The following is a 15,617-nucleotide window of genomic DNA, read 5'->3' on the forward strand; positions in this document are numbered from 1 at the left end:
GTGTATAAGAGACAGGGGCGGTGAGGGTGGCGGTTGCGGGGTCGTACGACGCGACAGCCCAGAAGGGGGCGGTAGCGGCAGTGCCCATGTGGAGGTGGAGGGTGGATTGCCAGTCTGCTGAGACTGGGAACGCGACCGGGACTCGGCGGCCGTCTTGTACGACGGTGGCCGTGGCGGGGGCCGTGGTTCCGCGGCGGAGGGTTGTGGGGGCGGACAGCTCGAGGGTGTCCACGTGGGGGCGGAACTCGAGCTTGAGCCAGTCCCGCTTGTCGCTGACGCCGACCAGGGCCCAGCCGGTGAAACCGCCGTCGTCCGGAGCGGCGGCAGGGCCCTTGCCGGAGTTGCCGGTGAGCGGGAGCAGGACGCCGTCGGTGCGGGTGGCAGCGAACGTGCCGGCGTGGGCAGCCATGTAGGCGGCGCCCTTGCCAGTCGCGGCCCGGAAGTCGGCCAGCCACTTGACGATCAGCGCGGCCTCTTTGCGATCGCCGAGCTGGGAGTTCTGCGTCGGCGACGGATCGTTGATCGGGTGGTGTGCCATCACGACGACGTTCCGGATCGCCTTGTTCCGCGCCGCATCATCCAGCTGCGCCCGCAGATCCAGGATCTGGGCGAACCCACCGGCCCGCAACGATCCGAGCGACGAATCCCGCAATACAAAGCGTGTGCCCTTGTGGTCGAACGTGCTGGTCGGCGCCCCGAAGACCTTCGTCCATTCGGACAAGTCGCCGGGCCCGTAGCTCTCGTGGTTGCCCGGCACGTAGTGCACCGGCACCTTCCCGCCGACCTCCTCGTCGAGGATCTTCTTGGCCAGCGCGATATCCGGGCCGAACGCCCGGTCGACGAAGTCACCGTTGATCACCAGGAAGTCCGGGTGCTGCGCGAGCGCCTCGCGGATCGTCCGGCGAGCCTGCTGCACGATGTCGGAGTCGGGGTTGTCGGCGGTGAACTGCGCATCCGACATCACCGCGAACCGCCACCGTCCGCTGGTGACAGTTCCGTCGGTGACGACCATCGGGTCGATCACCTTGGCCTGCGGCGCCAGGTTCACCGGCGGCGCGCTGCGCAGGGTCAAATCGTCGATCACGATCCGACCGGCGTACTGCCGCGTCGGCACCGTCTCCACCACGTAGATCCGCCAGAACCGCAGCGGCATCGTCAGTCCCGGCGGGATCGTCGCCTCGACGTACTTCCAGCCGACCCAGTCCACCGCGGCCGCCAGGTTCAGCGTCTGCGCGGAACCACCGGCCGCGGTGTAGGCATTGGCGCGCAACCACGCGCCCTTGCCATCGCCGTACACCCAAGCCCCGAGCTTCTGCGGCTGCCCCGGCAACGTCTGCTGCGGGGTCTGCGCCAGGTACGCCGCCCGCGTCGCCGTACTGCCCGTGAGCGAGTAGTCGAGCGCGATCGCCTGCCCGCCGTCGTGACCTTCCGCCGCAGACCGCGAAGCCGTCGCAGCACCAGCCGGTACGGCGTTGGCCGCCCACTTGCTCACGTCGTCGAGCTCGTCCACGACCGTGCTCGCCAGCCCAGCCGTGACACTCAGCTGCGTGCTCAGCTTGCCAACTGTCGCGGTCACCACGGCCGAGACCGCTTCGTTGCTGAGGGCATTCACTTCAAATCCATTGCCTTTGGCAACTACATTCAGGACCGCCGGGTCGTAGCTCAGCTTCACGTCCCGCGGCTCGATCCACGTGGAGAACCCGTCCGCGTCGTACCCGTCGATCTCGAAGAAGCCCTTCGCCGCGGCGTCCGCCAGCGACACCTGCCGGCTCGACGGCGCCAACCGGATCGGCGCTCCCAGCACTGTCATCGGGAACCTCCCGTTCGCCGTCCCCTGCACCGCACTGACCACCGCATCCCCGGCCCGCCGTCCCGTCACGACACCACGCTGATCGACGCGCACCGCACTCCCACCGAACCAGTACGGCGTACCTGGCGCAGGCGCAAAGGTTTCGTCATGACCGGTCGCAGTGAGCACGCGACTCAGTCCGCTGAGCACCCGGGAACTGCGCGACAGATCGGCATCCACGTCCGCGGCCGCCGTACCGGCTGCTTCGATCCGGAAGCCCTTGAGCCGGCCCGAACCCTTCACCGGGACCAGCCCGAGACCGTTCGGAACCACGCGCTCACCACCGTCGGAGGGATCGTTCACGACCGATGGCGATCCCTTGCCCGGCGTCCGAGCGAGCATCGTCGATGAGCCACCACCGTCGAGGTTCAGCGCATCGTCGGCCCCGAGGCCGATCATCAGCTGCCCCATCTCCTTCAGCGACAACCCGCGCGAGCCGGTCCCCCGGCCGTCGACGGTGAGCAGGATCATCCGGCTGCCGTCGGCGTCGAAGCCGATCGCCGTCCGCGGCGCAAGATCCGCATCCGGTACGTCGGCCGGCACCGCCCCGTCCTTCGCCAGCTGCACGTTCCCGCTGACCGCGACCGCCACCTTCGACGCGTCCGGCCGCAGCCCGTACTCCACGTCGACCTTCTCGCCGACCTCGAAGGCGGTGAGCGAGTCCGCCCCGGACTCGCGACCGATCAGCGCCTGCTCGTTGGGCGCCAACGCGGTGGTCCCCGGAGCCGCCGTCGACGAGACGACCACACCGTCGCGCAGGATCACCTCGCGAACAGTCGGCAGGCCGTCGACCGTCCGGGTCCGCGCCACGTCACCCCACTCCGGGGTGTAGAGACCGATGCCACCGGAGCCGATGGACGGTGAGTTGAGATTGGTCACCGCCAGCTTCACCGCGTCGTCGTCGGTGGCCGTCCCTTGCAGGAAGAGTTGGGCGATCCGGCCGAGTCCGTCCTTGCCGATCATCGCGCTCTCGTTGTGCCCGGCCGCCGGCGCGTTGATCAGCCGACCGCCCTGCTCGACGCCGACACCGAGCGGCGCGGTCGTGTCGTTGATGTCGAAGAAGTCGCCGTTGACCCCGGCGATCGCGCCCTTGCGAGCGAGCTGCTGACTCAGCGGCGAACCGCCGGCGACCTTGCCGGTGTTGACGTAGTCGACCGTCACACCGTGCTTGTCGAGGTCGGTGGTGAGCAGGTCACCCCGCAACCAGCCGCGCGGATCAAGCCGCTCGAACGAGGTGTACGTGACACCGGGCGCAACCGGGCTGTCGTCCCGACTGGCAACCACGCCATCGCCGGCGAGCGCGGAGGTGGGGATCGGGGCAGTCCCCGAAGCAAGCGCGGCGTACGCGGGAGTTAGTGCGGCACCGGCGAGCAGACCGGCGACAGCGAGCGCAGTACAGGCAGGACGGACGAGCGGCACGGGAGCCTCCACTGATTAAGAGCCGGTGACAAAGTAACGTCACCGGCAATCAAGTGGAAGCTTTTCTTCCCGAACAGTAGGTGATCAGTCGGTGCTGACCGGCTTGCCGAGGGTCTGCCAGGCGTGCATCCCGCCGTCGAGGTTGATCGCCTCGCGGCCGACCGAGTTCAGGAACTGGGTGGCCATCCCGGACCGGCCGCCGACCGCGCAGACGCAGAGGACCTTCTGGTCGTTCGGCACTTCGCCGACCCGCTCCTGCAGGTCACCGAGCGGGATGTGCTTGGCGCCGTCGATATGACCACGCGCCCACTCGTCCGGCTCGCGCACGTCCAGGACGAACGCCTCCGCGAGCAGCGCGTCATCGAGCTCGGCCACCACGACCGACGGGATCTGCTGATTCTGGAACATGCCCCCGATGATGTCAGATCTCACAATGGTTCACCTGCGAACCGTTGAATTATGAGAGCGCTTCCCCTCTTGCGGTGGCCACCGCGGTTGCCGCCCCCGTGGCCGGGACCACTTCCATCCAGGCGCCGGCCCAGAGCAAAGCGACCGACTACTGGACCGCCGAGAAGATGGCCAACGCCATTCCGTACGACCTCGCGCCGGACGCCAAAGGCACCCACGGCAAGGCCGTGAACAACACCAGCGGTGTTGCCTCGCACCCGGTCGCGCCGAAGGGCAACACCACCATGGCCGACCCGGTCCCGAGCACCGCAGGCAAGCTGTTCTTCACTATCGGCAGTGCCAACTACGTCTGCTCGGCAGCCACGATCAACAACAACTACAAGAACCTGATCATCACCGCCGGACACTGCGTGCACAGCGGCCGCGGTGGCGGCTGGCACGGCAACTTCGTGTTCGCCCCGGCCTACTACAACGGCAACTCCGGGTACGGCGCCTACAGCTGGAGCAACGTCCGGACGTTCAACTCCTGGATCAACAACAGCGACTTCAGCCACGACCAGGCGTTCATCACGCTCCAGAAGCGCAACAACGTCAACGTCGTCGACGCAGTCGGTGGCAACGGCCTCGTCTGGGGCAACGGCCGCGCCCAGGCCAACACCCGGATCTGGGGCTGGCCGGCCGAGCCGCCGTACAACGGCCAGGTCCCGTACTACTGCGACGGCAACACCTACGCCTGGGGCTCCACCGACGCAGCCCTCCCCTGCAGCATGAACGGCGGCGCCAGCGGCGGCCCCTGGCTGAAGGACCGCATCGACGCCAACCTCGGCTACGTCTTCGCCGAAACCTCCCGCCGAACCACCAGCGGCACCCCCCTCCTCCTAGCCACCCCAAACTCCGGCGACGTAAAAACCATGTTCGACCTAATGACGACCTAGCGGCCAACCGCCCGCCCCGGCGGGGCGTCCGCGTCCAGACCCACCCTCATCACCCAGCGCGAGAACCTCCCAACGACAGGACGTATACCCCCACTGCACCCCGTTGCCACGCTCACCATCACCGGCCCGGGAACGCAACAGGCGCATACGTCCTGTCCTTCGGAAGTTGCGTCGGGAAGGACACGTAGTAGTCGCCTCGCGAGACATGCCCGCGCCTGTGGAAGAGCATCCGAGCAGCTGGCCGGGCACTACTACGTGTCGCTAGCGACATCCAGGTGCTTGCCGGACTTGGTGGACCACGTCCACGAGTGGGTCGGCTGTCCCCCGTGCTCCTGTCCGTCGATCACCGGCGGCACGGTCGTCTCAGTCGAGGCGGGGCTGCTTGGTGTGACACGTCGAGTGAACCCACCGTGCGGATGGCAATCGCGGTGAGCGGACGGCGGACCGCCGGCACTGTCCAACTCGGTCCGGGCGGCGCGATCCACGCTCAGCCGGTCCTGCCTGGCCGCCGCAGGAGCAGGTTGGTCAGTGGCACAGGTCCACCCTCGACCAGCAGCACCCAGAAGCAAACGCGAGCGAAGCCACCGTGCCCCGGTGACCGCGTCGTTCCACCCCACACATCGGGCGGGTGGGGCCGAGCGCGGTTCGGGGGTTATTTAAGGAGTTTTGAGAGGCGGCGGTCGGCCAGGGGTTTGCCGCCGGTTTGGCAGGTTGCGCAGTACTGCAAGGACGAATCGGCGAAGCTCACCTCGCGGACCACATCGCCGCAGACCGGGCATTTCTGGCCGGTGCGGCCGTGGACTCGGAGGCCGGACTTCTTCTCGGACTTCAGGTCCTGTACGGCGAGGCCGGCGGAGCGGTCGACCGCGTCCTGCAGGGTTGAGCGCATCGCGTCGTACAGGGTCTGGAGGTCGTCGTCGGTCAGGTTCGACGCGGGTTTGAAGGGGCTCATCTTGGCGACGTGCAGGATCTCGTCGGAGTAGGCGTTGCCGATGCCGGCGATCACCGACTGGTTGCGCAGCACGCCCTTCAGTTGCACGCGGCCGGCCTTCTTCAGGATCGCGCCGAACTCCTCGATGGACAGCGAGAACGGCTCCGGCCCGAGCCGCGCGATCCCCGGCACCTCGGCCGGATCGCGGACGACGTACACCGCAAGCTTCTTCTGGGTCCCGGCCTCGGTCAGGTCAAACCCTGACCCGTCGTCGAACGCCGTCCGCAACGCGATCGGACCCTTGCCGGGGCGGACCAGCGTGGTGGACTGCTCGTCGCGCCAGCGCAGCCAGCCGGCGCGGGCCAGGTGGATGATCAGGTGCACGCCCTGCGCCGAGAAGTCGAGGAACTTCCCGTGCCGCTGGACGTCGTCGATCAGCAGCCCGACCAGCGCCGAGACCGGCGGGTCGTACGTCTTCAGGGCGCTGATCGCGGTGATGTCCGCGCGCACGAACGCCCGCCCGACGGCGCGCTCCCGCAGGAAAACCGCCAGCGACTCGACCTCCGGCAACTCAGGCACCCCTCCAGTGTGCCTGATACCAGGGACAGTTTCGGGTGATCACCCATGGGAACGGGTTGTGCAGGCGACTACTGTCGGAAGCAATTCAACGAAGGAGGCCCCCATGGGAGGCTTGGTGAAGAACTTGCTGAAGGGCGCTGTGGTCGCCAAGGTGGTTCAGGTTGCGCAGCGTGAGCTGAGCAAGCCGCAGAACCAGCAGAAGATCAAGCAGGCGTTCCAGAAGATCCAGCAGCGCCGTTCACACTGATCAGGGCTTGTGTGCCTGCAGGGTGTAGGTAGCAGCCAGACGCTCGGGGTTGTCGGTGAGTCGCCACTCACCGGCACCATCTACGGTCATCAGACCGTCCAGGCCACACCACGGCGCACTGTCGTGCTCGGCGAGTGAATCGAAGACCAGCCCTGCGTTCTGTACGGCGGTGATGGTCTCGCCGAGCCCGTGGTTCCAGTCGTGCGTGGTGTTCGCGCTGAACTCGACGTCCGTCTCCACGTAGGTGCCACCCTCGTCGAAGACCGTCGCTTCCGGCATCTCGAAGTACGGGTACTTGAGCTCGACCTTGCCAGCAATGGATTCCAGCGCCCACAACATCGGGTGCCCCTCGCGGAGGAACAGCCGCCCACCCGGCTTCAGCAAGCCGGCCACCGTCTGCGCCCACCGATTGATGTCCGGGATCCAGCACAACGCCCCGATCCCGGTGTAAACCAGGTCGTACGTCGACGCCCCGAGCACCTCGACCGCGTCGTACACGTCGGCGACGTGGAAGTCGGCCTCCAGCCCGAGCCGATCGGCCAGCCCCTGCGCCGCCTCGACCGCGGGCGGCGAGAAGTCCAGCCCGCTCATCCGCGCCCCGAGCCGCGCCAGCGACAGCGTGTCCGTCCCGATATGGCACTGCAGATGCACGCCGCGCAACCCCGAGATATCCCCGAGCCGCGGCAGATCGAACCGCACCACTTCACTCAGGTACGACGGATCCTTCTCAAACGAGGCCACGTGATAGCTCGGTGAAGCCACGTGGGCCGGGACGCGCTCGTCCCAGCTGGCTCGGTTGATCTCGCGGTAGTCGGTCACCGCCCGACTGTGACACAGCCGGGCGGTGGGGTTCGACCGGTTTACTGGAAGGCAGTGGTCCAGATGCGGGCCTTGTAGAACTGAGCCCCCGACCGCGAGCGATCAGCGGACTGGGAGAACCGGACCGTCTTGTTGGCCCAGTCGCGCGGCTGGGTGCCGTCACCGCGGATCGACACAACCTCGCCCGAGGAGTGCTTCACGTACGACTTCACCTTGGTCTCCGAGGAGATCTTCCGGCTGCGGAAGGTCCCGCCGTCGGTCAGCAACTCGTAGACGCCCTTGGTGGCCGTCATCAGCATCTTGTGCTTGTTGGTGTAGTCGGGCTGCAGGTCGTGCCCGAGGTTCCCGCTGCCGAGGCTGAAGTGGGCGGCGTACTTGAGCCGGGTGTTCCGGCCGCTGCCCATCACCGCGTAGTGGCTGAACCGGTTCTTGCCGACCACCCAGAGTAGCTCGAATGTCGGGTCCCACAGCACCCCGTGCGCACCGGCGTAGCTGACCGTCTGCACCTGCTTCAGACTGCCCAGGGTGCCGACGCTGCTCGGTGCGTACAGCGTGAGCTTGCCGTCGGAGCTCGCCACAATGACCGAGCCGTTCCCCGGTACCCGCTCGATCGCATGTGGGTTGCCACCCGGCGTCGCGCTCCACTTCAGGTCGTTGCCTTCGGTGTGCTTCTCGCTGCCGATGTCGACGATGCCCGCCTTACCGCCGGACGCGGCCACCAAGGCGATCCAGCCCTGAGCTTCGGTGGCGCGGATCTTCACATCGCTCAGGTTCGCCCACGCGCCGCCGCCCGGGCTGAAACTCCAGTGCACGTTGGCGTCGGTGAACGCCTTGTTCTTGGGAAAGACGAGGACCTTGTTCTTGGTCTGCTCGGTGGTGGCCACGTAGTAGTTCGCGGCCGCCACCGCCTCCTGCTGCCCCAGTAGTGTCGCCGCCGGCGCGGCTACCGCTGCCGCCGCCAGCCCTTGCAGGAACGTCCTGCGTTGCATCAACACTGTCTCCTCGTAGTCGAGAGCCTGATCTTGAGGTCCTTAGATCAGCCAACCCGACAGTTGGTTCACGAGTAGACCAATTTCACGCCGCGTGACGTCCGGGGTGGGTGAGACGAGCCACATGAATCCGGCGTACGGCGGCCTCGGTAGTGGCGGGCTTGTGGGCGAAGGGCTTGGCCGACCCGCCGAGGGCGAGCAGGTCCAGCTTGGTCCGGGCCAAGTCACGGTCGTCGCGCGAGCCGTCCAGGTCGGCGGAGTGCCGCCGGTGGCTCACCTCGAGTGCCGCGATCAGGGCCAGTACGAGTACTGCGATCACCACGATTCCGTTCATGGCAGTAATCTTGCTACCTACGAGATCCCGCCACAATTGGCACTATTGACAGTGTTCATCAAATTCCTGCCATACTGGCTGAATGCTGCGGAAGATCGCCGTCGTACTGATGGAAGACGTGTCCCTGTTCGAGTTCGGCGTGGTCTCCGAGGTGTTCGGGGTCGACCGCACCGACGACGGGGTGCCTGCGTTCGACTTCAAGGTCTGCTCGGCCCAGCCCGGCGTGCCGATGAGCACCAGCAGTCACTCCTCCGTCGTCGCGCCGTACGGGCTGGAGGAGATGGAGGACGCCGATCTGATCATGATCCCGGCGACGACCTGGCGGCATGAGTACGACGAGCGCATCCTCGACGGACTGCGGCGAGCCGATGCCCGGGGCACGATCCTGCTGACGGTCTGCTCGGGCTCATTCGTGCTCGGCAAGGCCGGGCTGCTCGACGGGCGGCCGTGCGCCACGCACTGGCGTTATGTGAAGAAGTTCGAGGAGCAGTTCCCGCTGGCCAAGCTGGATGCGGACGTGCTCTTCGTCGACGACGGCAACATCATCACCAGCGCCGGCACCGCGGCCGGGATCGACGCCTGCCTGCACCTGGTACGGCGCGAGCTCGGCAGCGCAGTGGCGACCCGGATCGCGCGCCGGATGGTCGTCCCTCCGCAGCGCGACGGCGGCCAGCGCCAGTACGTCGAGGTCCCCGTCCCCGAGCAGTCCGGCGAGAGCCTGCAGCCAGTGCTGGACTGGATGGTCGACAACCTGACCGACGAGCACACCGTCCCGGCCTTGGCCCGTCAGGCCCAGATGTCGGAGCGCACCTTCGCCCGGCGCTTCGTCGCCGAGACCGGGACCACGCCACTGAAGTGGGTCACCACGCAGCGGGTCCTGCGCGCCCGGACCCTGCTCGAGCAGACCCGGATGGGCATCGAGCAGATCGCCGCCGAGTCCGGATTCGGCACGGCCGCGCTGCTCCGGCACCACTTCCGCCGCGTCGTCGGGGTCCCGCCCCAGGACTATCGGCGCACGTTCCGCACCACTGCGTAACCGAAAGTGATCCAGGGCACACGATTTGCAACCACCCCCGGCGGTCCCACTAGGATCATGGAAGTATCACGGGGGGATAACGGGTACTTGGGGGGACACGGCCGAAACTGATTCGGCGAGTCGAGCCAAGCTGGAGCTTCTGTGCCCACGCCCCACCCGCCCCGGGTCCCGTCGGCGCGCCGTCTGAGCTGGGATGTTGTCCGCGTCCTCGCCGTCCTGGCCGTCATCTTCACCCACACCACCTACATGGGTCCCTATCTCCATCCGGAGCTCGGCACACCCCTCACCCCGCATCCCTTCCAGGTCGGCGCGAGCATTCTGCTGGTGATCAGCGCGTACTTCGTCTGCGTCACGGTCCGCAAAGACGGTTCCACGCTCCGGTGGCTGTGGCGGCGGTATGCGCGGGTAGTACCGCCGTACCTGGCTGCGGTCGTCATCACCTACACCGCGCTGGTGCTGTTCGGCCCGAGCAAGTGGACGCTGCCCACACCCCACGACCTGTAGGGCAACCTCACGCTGACCAGCTCATTCGACCCGACCGTGCGGATGATCGACGGTTCGTACTGGACGCTGCCCCTGCAGCTGATGGCGTTCACCGCCGCTGCGATCCTCTGGCCGCGGGGCGCCGCGACCGGTCACCGGATCACCGTGCTGCTCTGGGTGATGATCCTGGCGCCGGTGATCCTGCAGTGGAACGACCGGATCGCGAACAGCCCGCTCTGGGTGATCCAGATCTGGAACGGCCTGGGCATCCACCGCCTGCAGTTGTTCGCCATCGGCATCGCCATCTGGCTCTGGTCGAAGCACCGCATCGGCCTGCCTCATCTGGCCGCACTGCTCGTCGCGACCGTGTTCGCGCACCACGCGCAGACCGACGACCTGCCGTCCTCGCTCGGCATGGGCGTCCTGCTGGTGGTCGTCGCCGGCGCGGCACGCGGCCCGGACTGGACGATCTTCGAACCGCTCCGTCGGCCCATCGAGTTCCTGGCGAAGATCTCGTTCGGGATCTACCTGCTCAACCAGGAGCTCGGCTACCTCGTCTCCTGGCACCTGATGACCCTGGGCGTCGGTCGGGTCGGCCAGATCGCCGGCGCGGTCGCTGCGGCGATCCTGCTCGCCTGGCTGCTCACCCGGTACGTCGAGCAACCGGCGTACCGGCTGTTGACCACCTTCAAGCCGGTACGGCGGCTCGGGGTGCGCGCGGTGGCGTGGCTGACTACTTGACATCGGATACCCGTGAGCTAATACTCGATCTCGAATAGCCGAGATCGAGGAGTGTGTCATGGCGAAACGCAAGGTGGCGAACCCGCTCGCCTTCGCCGTGCTCGGCAGCCTGTCCGAGCGCCCGATGCACCCGTACGAGATCTCGACGACACTCCGGAGCCGCGGCAAGGACTCCAGCATCAAGCTCAACTACGGCTCGCTGTACTCCGTCGTCGGCGCCCTGGAGAAGCACGGATTCATCGAGGCCCAGGAGACCATCCGGGACGGCAACCGCCCGGAGCGGACGGTCTACCGGCTCACGGAGGCCGGGGAGGCCGAGTTCAAGGACTGGCTGACCGAGCTGATCGGCTCACCGGCGCGCGAGTTCCACCCGCTGGAGGCCGGGCTCGCCTATCTGCCGGGTCTGCACCCGGACCGGGTGGTCGAGCTGCTCGAGCAACGGCTGAAGGCGGTCGACGCGGAGATCGAGCAGATCACCGCGGCCCATGAGCAGATGGCCTCGACGGACTTCCCGCGGATCTTCTGGGTCGAGTCGGAGTTCCGGCTCGCTCTGCTGCAGGCGGAGTCGGCGTATGTCCATCAGCTCGCCGAAGAGATCCGGACCGATGCAGTCAGCGGCTTGCCGTTCCTGCGGCAGGCCTGGAAGAACTCCGTCGAGCAAGGCATCAGTCCAGCCGAGCAGCTCAAGGACCCGATCAAGTACTTCGGCCAGGAGTTCGACTGGATGAAGTACTAAGCAAGAACGGCCCCGACCCAAGGCGCGGCAACGCCAAGGGTCAGGGCCGCAGTTTCCTCAGAGTCGGTCCGAAGACCGGGTATCCAAGGGCACAACCATCAGGATAGCCAGACCTGGACCGGCTCCCCATCACATCGAGGGAGTCACCCACCATGGCTACGCATGCCATCCGAACGACCGACCTGGTCAAGACCTATCCGAAGGGCCAACGCGCCCTCGACGGACTGAGCTTCAGCGTCGGCGAAGGCGTCGTGCTCGGCCTGCTCGGGCCGAACGGCGCCGGCAAGTCGACCACCGTCAAAATCCTCACCACTCTGTCCCGCGCCGACTCCGGAACCGCCCAGGTCGCCGGGTACGACGTCATCCGCGAGCAGGACCAGGTCCGGCACGCGATCGGCTACGTGCCGCAGAAATCCAGCTCGGATCCGATGGCGACCGGGATCGAGAACCTGGTGCTCGGCGGCCGGATCTACGGTCTGTCCCGGACGGACGCCGTACGGCGGGCTGCCGAACTGCTCGAGCGATTCGGCCTGACCGAGTTCGGTGGTCGCCAGGTCAAGACGTACTCCGGCGGAATGCAGCGCAAGCTGGATGTCGCGCTCGGTCTGGTCCATCGGCCGCAGGTGTTGTTCCTCGACGAGCCGACCACCGGACTCGATCCGGAAGCCCGCGCGGACCTGTGGACCGAGGTCGGACGGCTGGCCGGTTCCGAGGGCCTGACCGTGCTGCTCACCACGCACTACCTCGAGGAGGCCGACCGGCTGGCCGATCAGCTCGCGATCGTCGACCACGGCAAGATCGTTGCCGAGGGCACCCCGGAAGGGCTGAAGTCCGAGCTGCGCGGTGACTCGGTACACGTCGAACTCGTCGACGCCGATACCGACGGTACCGTCCGCTCTTTGCTGGGCCAACTTCCCGGCATCACGGAAATAGTTGCTGAAGGCAAGGTGTTACGCGCCCGCGTCGACCACGGCGCGACGGCAGTCCCCGCCGTACTGGGAATCCTTGAGGACAAGGCGATTCCGGTCTCCGCAGTGACGGTCTCGCGGCCATCGCTGGACGACGTGTACCTGAACTATACCGGTCGTTCGTTCCAGGCAGCTGAGGAGGCGGCGTGATGACCGCCGCAGTCGCACACACCCGATTCATCACCGGTCGCTGGCTGCGCGCGTCGTACCGGCAACCGGCACTGATCATCTTCACCTTGGTCCAGCCGGCGATCTGGTTGCTGCTGTTCGGGCAGGTCTTCCAGGGTGTCGTGAAGATCCCCGGGTTCGGCGACACGTCGTACATCGCCTTCCTGACACCGGGCATCGTGATGATGACCGCGCTGATGTCGAGCGGCTGGAGCGGTACGACGTTCATCGCGGATATGGAACGCGGTGTGATGGACCGGCTGCTCGCGTCACCGGTGAGCCGGGGCGGGCTGATGGCCGGGCAGCTGATCAGCAACGCGACCAACACGCTGATCCAGACCGTGCTCGTGTTCGTGATCGGGATGGCGGCCGGCGCCCGGTACGACGGTGGTCCAGCCGGCTACGCGGTCACGGCCGTGGCGTCGATGCTGGTCGGAATCGCGTTCGGATCGCTCTCGAATGCGGTCGCGCTGCTGACCCGGCAGCAGGAGGCGCTGATCGGGATCTCGCAGTTCGTGTCGCTGCCGCTGACGTTCATGTCGTCGATCATGATCGACCCGCAAGTGGCGCCGCACTGGGTCTCCGTCGCGGCCCGCTTCAACCCGGTCGACTGGGCCGCGATCGCCGCCCGGCAGGCGCTGTCCGCCGACCCGGACTGGTCGTCGGTGCTGCGCCATGGCGGCTACCTGGTGGCGTTCACGCTGATCGTCGCGTGGCTGTCGACTCGCGCCTTCCGCACTTACCAACGGTCGGTGTGATTACGGTTCTCGACCCAAGGGGCTGCAACCCCTTGGGTCGAGAACCAGCTTCGGTGTGGGCGGCGACGATGGCGTCCGCCGCTGCCCAGGGCTCGGCCGCGGCGTCCGGGCGGACGATCGCCCCGGAGCGCTGGGCGCTGAAGTGGGTCAGGACGGCGTCCTCGATCGCGCGGTCACTGGTGGTGTTGACGAGAACGTCGAGCCGACGGTGGTAGTCGAGGATCCCGGCCACGGCGTGGTCGGCCTGCTCCGGAGCGAGCCCCAGCGCCTCGACCTGCTGCGGGAAGGCACCGACCAGGTCGTACACCGACTCAGGATCCCGGGCCGCTGCGACGACGGTCGCGCCCGATGCGGCAGCCGCGGCCACGATCGAGCGCCCCAGCGCGCCGTCCGCCCCGGTCACCAGCCAGACCTTCGCCATCCCGTGCTCCCCCTCGGTATCCATAGCCCACCCTAAGTCAGACTCTAGTCCAAGTTGATGCCATAGTCTGCAGATGGACTCTGACTCGGCAACAGTCGATACCGCGCCGCTGGGCCGCCGGGAGCGGAGCAAGGCGGCGCTGCGGCAGCGACTGCTGGAGGCCGCGCTGGCCGCCTTCGAGGAGAAGGGCTACCGGGCCGCGACCATCGACGAGATCGCCGAACGCGCCGACGTCGCCCGGGCCACGGCGTTCAACCATTTCCCGCGCAAGGAAGACTTCCTGCTCGAGCTCATCCTGAAGCGGCGGAAGAGCGTCCGCGAAGGGCTCGAGCAGCTCCTGGAGTCCGGCGACCGGACCGTGCTCGACGCCATCCAGACCGTGGTCCAGGCGGCTGCCCAGTCCTACGAGGCGAACCGGGGCATGAACCAGGCGATGATGCGCGCGATGCTCCAGTCGGGCGTGATGGCCACCTCCGGCTCGCACGCCACCGGCCTCCTCTTCGGCCGCGCGATCGCTCTCGGCCAGGAACGCGGCGAGATCCGGGCCGACCTGGATCCGTACGCGATCGGCAACGTGCTCTTCGACAGCTACACCGGCATCCTCTACCGCTGGGGCCTCGGCGAGGTCGACGTACCGCTCGAACAGGCCTTCAGCACTGTGCATGACGTCGTGGTCCCCGGAATTACACCGCGCTAGCCGGCGCGCGGATCGCGTCTTTCCGGCACGCTTGAAGCAACTGACCGTTGCTTGAGGGGAATGCACATGAGCAGAGCGAGTCGCCGGGCCGTCCTCGGCGGTGCTGTCGCCACCGCCGCCGGTATCGCCGCCAGTGGAACATCCACCGCAGCCCGCCGCCCAGCGGGCAGATTCGCCGGGAAGGTCGTGCTGATCACCGGCGGGACCTCGGGTATCGGCGAGGCCGCCGCCCGGGCCTTCGCCGCCGCCGGAGCCCGGGTCGCCTTCAGCGGGCGGCGAACCGCACTGGGCCACGAGGTCCAGCGAACTATCCGAGCTGCTCGCGGCGAAGCGACGTACCTGGAGGCTGATGTCCGCGAACCGGCGTCGGTGCAGAACTTCGTCGACACAGCTGTCCGGCAGTACGGGCGGCTCGACATCGCGTTCAACAACGCCGGTGTGCAGGTGGGATCGGTCGCGGACTGGGAGGAGGGGCTGGCCACCAACGCGCGTGGGCAGTTCCTCTCGATGAAGTACGAGCTGCCGCATCTGATCGCGAGTGGGGGCGGGCACATCATCAGCAACTCGGCGGCCGCGCAGGAGCTGGTTCGGACGGCGGCGGCCGAGTACGCCGTACAAGGTGTGCGTGTGAACACGATCCTGGCCGGGGCTGTTCCGGCTGCTGTTGCGGCTGCTGCTGTGCTTGGGTTGGCTGGTGACGAGTTCAGCTACCTGACCGGCGCGACGATCCCCTGATGCAGGGGTGTGCGGGAGTGACATCTCGTACGCCCGGCACGGCTTCTCCGGTACGGCGGTACTCCGGCACCCGCTGATCCTCGGCCACGAGGTGGCGGGGCGGATCGCCGTACTGGGCGCTGGGGTTTCCGCTTGTGCCGTTGGGGATGCGGTGACCGTGCATCCCGCTTCGCCTGGTGGCAGGTACTTCGGATCGGCAGCTTTCGACCCCCACGAGGACGGCGGCTTCTCGACGGTGGGTCGATCGGGTCGCTGGTGGTCGCGGGTTTGAAGGCGCGTGGTGCGGCTCGGGTCCTCAGTGCGGACGTTGATGCTGATGCGTTGGCGATGGCCTCGGCACTGGGTGCGGACGAGGCGTTCGATG

The 15,617-nt window shown here is 67.4% G+C and carries 18 protein-coding genes; 11 read left to right on the forward strand and 7 right to left on the reverse strand.

The window, feature by feature from the left end; genetic code table 11:
* Together E1261_RS15960 and E1261_RS15965 are read right to left on the reverse strand one after the other, a co-directional pair.
* A partial coding sequence (locus E1261_RS15960; RefSeq protein WP_132407373.1) for a phosphodiester glycosidase family protein occupies positions 1-3,268 on the reverse strand: 3,268 nt, incomplete at its 3' end.
* 84 nt (positions 3,269-3,352) lie between these two features.
* Positions 3,353-3,700, reverse strand: coding sequence for a rhodanese-like domain-containing protein (locus E1261_RS15965; RefSeq protein WP_238176252.1), 348 nt, complete (start codon positions 3,698-3,700; stop codon positions 3,353-3,355).
* A gap of 50 nt (positions 3,701-3,750) precedes the next feature.
* Here E1261_RS15965 and E1261_RS15970 point away from each other — a divergent pair, with 50 nt between their 5' ends.
* On the forward strand, positions 3,751-4,611 hold the full coding sequence (locus E1261_RS15970) for a trypsin-like serine peptidase (RefSeq protein WP_132407377.1): 861 nt from the start codon (positions 3,751-3,753) through the stop codon (positions 4,609-4,611).
* A 652-nt stretch (positions 4,612-5,263) separates the two neighbouring features.
* On the opposite strand, the gene E1261_RS15975 is transcribed toward E1261_RS15970, so the two are convergent.
* The gene (locus E1261_RS15975; protein ID WP_132407379.1) at positions 5,264-6,121 is read right to left on the reverse strand and encodes an Fpg/Nei family DNA glycosylase; all 858 of its coding nucleotides are present in this window, start codon (positions 6,119-6,121) and stop codon (positions 5,264-5,266) included.
* Between the two features lie 103 nt (positions 6,122-6,224).
* On the opposite strand from E1261_RS15975, the gene E1261_RS45305 reads away from it, so the two are divergent.
* A complete protein-coding gene (locus E1261_RS45305) occupies positions 6,225-6,368 on the forward strand; it encodes a hypothetical protein (RefSeq protein ID WP_165952523.1) in 144 nt (47 codons plus the stop codon).
* On the opposite strand, the gene E1261_RS15980 is transcribed toward E1261_RS45305, so the two are convergent.
* The 3 genes from E1261_RS15980 to E1261_RS15990 all read right to left on the reverse strand — a co-directional run bounded on the left by E1261_RS15980 (position 6,369) and on the right by E1261_RS15990 (position 8,510).
* Positions 6,369-7,187: a class I SAM-dependent methyltransferase gene (locus E1261_RS15980; RefSeq protein WP_132407381.1), complete on the reverse strand. Its 819-nt coding sequence runs from the start codon at positions 7,185-7,187 to the stop codon at positions 6,369-6,371.
* 41 nt (positions 7,188-7,228) lie between these two features.
* Complete coding sequence (locus tag E1261_RS15985; protein ID WP_132407383.1) at positions 7,229-8,176, reverse strand: DUF6528 family protein; 948 nt, start codon at positions 8,174-8,176, stop codon at positions 7,229-7,231.
* Between the two features lie 85 nt (positions 8,177-8,261).
* A complete protein-coding gene (locus tag E1261_RS15990) occupies positions 8,262-8,510 on the reverse strand; it encodes a hypothetical protein (protein WP_132407385.1) in 249 nt (82 codons plus the stop codon).
* Between the two features lie 82 nt (positions 8,511-8,592).
* On the opposite strand from E1261_RS15990, the gene E1261_RS15995 reads away from it, so the two are divergent.
* From E1261_RS15995 to E1261_RS16020, 6 genes are all read left to right on the forward strand, one after another.
* Positions 8,593-9,546: a GlxA family transcriptional regulator gene (locus tag E1261_RS15995; RefSeq protein WP_132407387.1), complete on the forward strand. Its 954-nt coding sequence runs from the start codon at positions 8,593-8,595 to the stop codon at positions 9,544-9,546.
* Between the two features lie 141 nt (positions 9,547-9,687).
* Positions 9,688-10,050 carry an acyltransferase family protein gene (locus tag E1261_RS16000; RefSeq protein WP_132407389.1) on the forward strand — a complete coding sequence of 121 codons (363 nt, stop codon included), beginning with the start codon at positions 9,688-9,690 and terminating at the stop codon, positions 10,048-10,050.
* Positions 10,051-10,086: 36 nt separating this feature from the next.
* A complete protein-coding gene (locus E1261_RS16005; RefSeq protein WP_132407391.1) occupies positions 10,087-10,770 on the forward strand; it encodes an acyltransferase family protein in 684 nt (227 codons plus the stop codon).
* A gap of 58 nt (positions 10,771-10,828) precedes the next feature.
* Positions 10,829-11,506, forward strand: coding sequence for a PadR family transcriptional regulator (locus E1261_RS16010; protein ID WP_132407393.1), 678 nt, complete (start codon positions 10,829-10,831; stop codon positions 11,504-11,506).
* A gap of 152 nt (positions 11,507-11,658) precedes the next feature.
* Positions 11,659-12,624: an ATP-binding cassette domain-containing protein gene (locus E1261_RS16015; RefSeq protein WP_132407395.1), complete on the forward strand. Its 966-nt coding sequence runs from the start codon at positions 11,659-11,661 to the stop codon at positions 12,622-12,624.
* On the forward strand, positions 12,624-13,400 hold the full coding sequence (locus E1261_RS16020; protein ID WP_132407397.1) for an ABC transporter permease: 777 nt from the start codon (positions 12,624-12,626) through the stop codon (positions 13,398-13,400). Before E1261_RS16015 ends, E1261_RS16020 begins: the two co-directional genes overlap by 1 nt.
* Here E1261_RS16020 and E1261_RS16025 read toward each other — a convergent pair.
* Positions 13,339-13,845: an SDR family NAD(P)-dependent oxidoreductase gene (locus tag E1261_RS16025; protein ID WP_202874733.1), complete on the reverse strand. Its 507-nt coding sequence runs from the start codon at positions 13,843-13,845 to the stop codon at positions 13,339-13,341. The genes E1261_RS16020 and E1261_RS16025 overlap by 62 nt on opposite strands.
* Positions 13,846-13,894: 49 nt before the next feature.
* Here E1261_RS16025 and E1261_RS16030 point away from each other — a divergent pair, with 49 nt between their 5' ends.
* The 3 genes from E1261_RS16030 (at position 13,895) to E1261_RS45975 (ending at position 15,524) form a co-directional block, all read left to right on the forward strand.
* Entirely contained in the window at positions 13,895-14,518 is a 624-nt protein-coding gene (locus E1261_RS16030; RefSeq protein WP_132407399.1) for a TetR/AcrR family transcriptional regulator, read from the forward strand.
* Between the two features lie 66 nt (positions 14,519-14,584).
* Complete coding sequence (locus E1261_RS16035; RefSeq protein WP_202874735.1) at positions 14,585-15,253, forward strand: SDR family NAD(P)-dependent oxidoreductase; 669 nt, start codon at positions 14,585-14,587, stop codon at positions 15,251-15,253.
* Between the two features lie 7 nt (positions 15,254-15,260).
* On the forward strand, positions 15,261-15,524 hold the full coding sequence (locus E1261_RS45975) for an alcohol dehydrogenase catalytic domain-containing protein (RefSeq protein ID WP_202874737.1): 264 nt from the start codon (positions 15,261-15,263) through the stop codon (positions 15,522-15,524).
* Positions 15,525-15,617: the final 93 nt, after the last annotated feature.

The sequence above is a fragment of the Kribbella albertanoniae genome, from assembly GCF_004348455.1.
Taxonomy (GTDB): Bacteria; Actinomycetota; Actinomycetes; order Propionibacteriales; family Kribbellaceae; genus Kribbella; species Kribbella albertanoniae.